The 4,006-nt window shown below is 59.6% G+C and carries 4 protein-coding genes; all 4 read right to left on the reverse strand.

Annotation, left to right across the window (positions count from 1 at the left end; genetic code table 11):
• Positions 1-160: 160 nt before the first annotated feature.
• Entirely contained in the window at positions 161-466 is a 306-nt protein-coding gene (locus R8N46_RS24165) for a LysR family transcriptional regulator (protein WP_001255015.1), read from the reverse strand.
• A gap of 27 nt (positions 467-493) precedes the next feature.
• Positions 494-1,708, reverse strand: a complete 1,215-nt coding sequence (floR, locus tag R8N46_RS24170) for a chloramphenicol/florfenicol efflux MFS transporter FloR (RefSeq protein WP_276434680.1) — start codon at positions 1,706-1,708, stop codon at positions 494-496.
• Between the two features lie 218 nt (positions 1,709-1,926).
• Positions 1,927-2,811, reverse strand: a complete 885-nt coding sequence (locus tag R8N46_RS24175) for a DUF3363 domain-containing protein (RefSeq protein WP_276434679.1) — start codon at positions 2,809-2,811, stop codon at positions 1,927-1,929.
• Between the two features lie 30 nt (positions 2,812-2,841).
• Positions 2,842-4,006, reverse strand: a 1,165-nt coding sequence (locus R8N46_RS24180) for an IS91-like element ISVsa3 family transposase (RefSeq protein WP_000320694.1), incomplete at its 5' end; no start/stop codon positions are given.

Below are 4,006 nucleotides of genomic sequence, written 5' to 3' on the forward strand. Positions count from 1 at the left end.
GACCAGTATCCCGATCCCGGCTGGCCGTCCTGGCCGCCACATGAGGCATGTTCCGCGTCCTTGCAATACTGTGTTTACATACAGTCTATCGCTTAGCGGAAAGTTCTTTTACCCTCAGCCGAAATGCCTGCCGTTGCTAGACATTGCCAGCCAGTGCCCGTCACTCCGCGGTCTTCACTGCGTGATCGAGTTGATCGACACCCGCCGTGACACGCTCCATGAAGTGCCTGCCTGCGTCTGTTAGCCGAACGCCCCGCGCATGGCGCTCAAATAGCAGGACACCAAGGTTATCCTCCAGCGCTTTCACACGCGCGCTGACGCTCGACTGGCTGATACCAAGTGCCTTGGCCGCATGCCGAAAATTCAGATGCTCGGCGACGGCGATGAACTGAACAAGGGAAATGAGCGGTATCCTGCCAGACAGGATACCGACATTCACGAGGTTTCGATGGTTAGTGCGCCGCATCGGAGCGGGCCTGCTACCAGTCGTCGGTTAGACGACTGGCGACTTCTCGGTGGCAGCCCCACGGAGCCGAAGGAGCACCAGCCCCAACGAAACCAGTACCGCCATCGCCGTGGCGTAACAGATCACGGGCCACGCTGTGTCAGCGTTTAAAAGTGCCACCGCCAATGTCCCGACAATGCTGACTATCAGGCTTTGAACGCAGAAGTAGAACGCGACCGCTGATCCCGCGATGTCGTCGAACTCTGCCAAAGCGCCGTTCGCGGTAACGGACACCGTGAAGACAATACCGACCGCGACAACCCACATCGGTAGGATGAAGGTGAGGAATGACGGCGAGCCGTAAAGTTCGCCGATCCCCAACAGGACCGCTCCGCAAACAAGCAACGCCATCCCACGCGCCACGCATCCTGCGATGCCCCATCTGGCGACAAAGGACTTCGCGAAACGGGTTGTCACGATCATTACAAGCGCGACAGTGGCGAAGGCAAAGCTGAATCCGATCTCGGAATATTCCGCTTGGCCTATGAGCACACGGGGAGCCGTCGAGAAGAAGACGAAGTAGGTGCCCATACCGGCGCTAAAGCCGACAGTGTAAACCCAAAAAGCCGGACTCGCGAAGATCGGCAAGACAGATCGGCGCGTCTTGACTTGATCCAGAGGGCGGGTTTCGTGCCACCTGAAACCCGCATTTAGGAGTGCGAGCATCGTCAGTATAGCCAAAGTAATGAATATCGCCTGCCATCCCAAGAACTCGCCGATCAATGCTCCGGCGATAGGGCCGAGCGCAGGCACGAACGCCAGCATCGAACTGAAAAGGCCGTAGATGACGACACCCTCAGGACGGTTGGCATAAACGTCGCGAACCGTCGCGAACGTCGCCACCAGCATGGCCGACGCGCCCACTGCTTGAAGTAGACGGAAAGCGACAAAGGCCGGTGCAGTTGAAGACCAAGCTGCTCCCAGAGACGCAATGACGAAAGCCGTTGCGCCCGCAAGTAGAATTGGCCGTCGCCCGATTCTGTCTGAGAGCGGACCAAAAATCACCTGGCCCACACCGAGCATCACCATGTAGAGGCTCAGCGTGAGTTGGATTATGGATGGAGTCGTATTCAGGATGCCCGGCATCGCTGGAACGACTGGAAGATAAATATCCATCGCCAGCGAAGCGAGGATGTCGAAGGGTGCCATAAGCAGCAAAGCTGCCGGCAGGGTGTAGGCCCACGCGGGGCGTGTGTTGGTCATGACGAATCAACCTCTCGAATAGAAAAATACCGGGCGGCGTCTGCTCGTCAGCAATCAGATGAGACTAGCCTTACAGAGCGCCGCAACAACAATACTGGTTGTTGCGGCTTACTTGTCTGCTGACTTGGAATTTCCCATCTGATTACTCCACGCTTACGAATATGAATTGCTACATTTTATCCGATTATCTTTTGCTTCGCAATGCGCAATAGCAACCATCAGAGTTCAAGCCCCCTCTGCCGCCCTAACTGCCACGACACCGACCCGCCCTGCACGATGCCCATAACCTCGCGGCCGAGTTGGCGGTCGATGATCGGCCGCCACGGGACAAGGGTGAACTCATGGGATTTCTCGACCACGGCGAACTTGCCGCTCGATAGATGCACGGTTCCGGTAAACTTGCCGCTGACGCTCTCGCCGTCCGTGGCGGCGCGGAACGGCAGGCCCTTACTCAAAGCCATATCCGATCCGACGCCGGCTACCTCGCGCTCCCGCAGGATGGCGAGAAGGTTGCGCCGGTAGAAGACGCGGCTGTCCCGGCTGCGGGTGGCGTCGCCCTGTTCGATATGGTGCTCGCGGCGCTGGTCCATGGCTTCGCGGACTTGTTGCCCGAAGCCGGTTGGCGCAAGGTCGGCCGTCTCGCCGTGGATCAGCCGCCGGTCCAGCCAGGTCGCGCCGTCCGATCCGATCTGTTTGTTCAGATCGACCGGGGAAAGGACGCGAACGCTGGCCTGACTGTCTCGGCCGGCGTCATGGGCGGCGGCACGGCTGACCAGATCATCGGGGATGCGCCATTGGTCGGCGTCGATCCGCTCGACGATACCGGCCCGGCGTAGCGCCTCCAGCCGGCGCACATGGGCATCGACATAGCCCTCATAGTCGCCGCCTGGAACGCGGCACGTATAGGAAGAATAAACGCCCTTTTCACCCAAGTCCAACAGCTTTGGACCGCAGTTGACTCTTTCGACACCCCTGCGATGCAACCCAATCCGGCTGACGGGGAGCCAGCAACGCTGAAAATTTACCCTCCTCTTTCCCACTAGCGGCTCCTTTTCCGACAACCAGCACGGCGGATCCCTGCCGCGGCGCTGTGAACGCAGCATTTTGATTGGTATCGTTGGCCTTCAGGCTCGTCAGTCAAACAGACCCAGGAGCAGCTCAGCCGGTGGCGCCCGGCTTTCGGGTAACGCCCTGGTCCCGCTGGTTTCGGCTTTGTGCTTCAGGTGATCAAGGATCTGCTTGATCACTATAGGGTCTTCAATGCAGGCGATGACTTTCATGGCGCCGCCGCAGCCGCTGCAGGTCTCGATGTCGATATTGAAAACACGCTTGAGCCGTTGCGCCCATGTCATCGACGCTCGCCGTTGTGCTGGTGTTGCCGGTTCATCAGCCACCCTGACCTTGTTGCCCCTGCCCCGTTTTGCCGGCGTGACCAACGCCCGGTGCCGACTGTTGGGTGCGAACACCCCGTGGAAGCGGGTTAGGTTGACTCTGGGCTTCGGTACCAGGGCGGCCAGCCTTGCAATGAAATCCAATGGTTCGAAAATGACGTGCGTGGTGCCGTCCCGGTACGGCGTCTTGAGCTGGTAGCGCACGTTGCCGCCTCGTGTTAACGACAGCCGCTTCTCGGATACCGCCGGGCGGCTGATGTACCGGCACAGCCGTTCGAGCTTCTTGCGTTCATCGGCCCTGGCCGCCACGCCGGCGTGCAGGCTGGACCCGGCTACCTTGCCAATCCCGTCACCGAACGGATCACCACTGGTCGGCAGAGTTTGCAAAGTGAACACCTTTCGCCCCGCCTGTGAACCGACAGCGATACGGTAAGTGATCGAGTGCCCCAGCAGGGGTGTCATCGGGTCGTCATCCACCGCATCCGAGGCCAGATAGCTGTTTTCGACATCCCGTTCCAGCAGGCCTTGCCGTTCCAGATAGCGACCCACCCGGTGGGCGATGGTGTGCGTCAGCTGGGTGAGCTCTGGGCTGGTCGGCGCCTTGACCCAGCGGAAACGCGCTGAGCCGTGGGATTGCTCGACATACACACCGTCGAGAAACAGCATGTGGAAGTGAACATTCAGATTGAGCGCCGATCCAAAACGCTGGATCAGGGTGACCGCGCCCGTCTTGGCCACTTGGTGGGTATGGCCCGCTTTCTTGACCAGGTGCGTGGCAATGACGCGGTAAACGATGCCCAGCACCCACCCCATGATCTCGGGCCGGCTGGCAAACAGGAAACGCAGCTGAAACGGGAAGCTCAACACCCACTGACGCATGGGTTGTTCAGGCAGTACTTCATCAACC

Origin of the sequence: Vibrio sp. 1874, from assembly GCF_033344395.1 — a bacterium.
Taxonomy (GTDB): domain Bacteria; phylum Pseudomonadota; class Gammaproteobacteria; order Enterobacterales; family Vibrionaceae; genus Vibrio; species Vibrio alginolyticus.

Excerpts from the sequence above, each read along its gene's own strand:
- R8N46_RS24165 (WP_001255015.1), bottom strand. The coding sequence starts at position 466 with ATGCGGCGCACTAACCATCGAAACCTCGTGAATGTCGGTATCCTGTCT.
- floR (WP_276434680.1), bottom strand. The coding sequence starts at position 1,708 with ATGACCAACACACGCCCCGCGTGGGCCTACACCCTGCCGGCAGCTTTG.
- R8N46_RS24175 (WP_276434679.1), bottom strand. The coding sequence starts at position 2,811 with ATGCTGCGTTCACAGCGCCGCGGCAGGGATCCGCCGTGCTGGTTGTCG.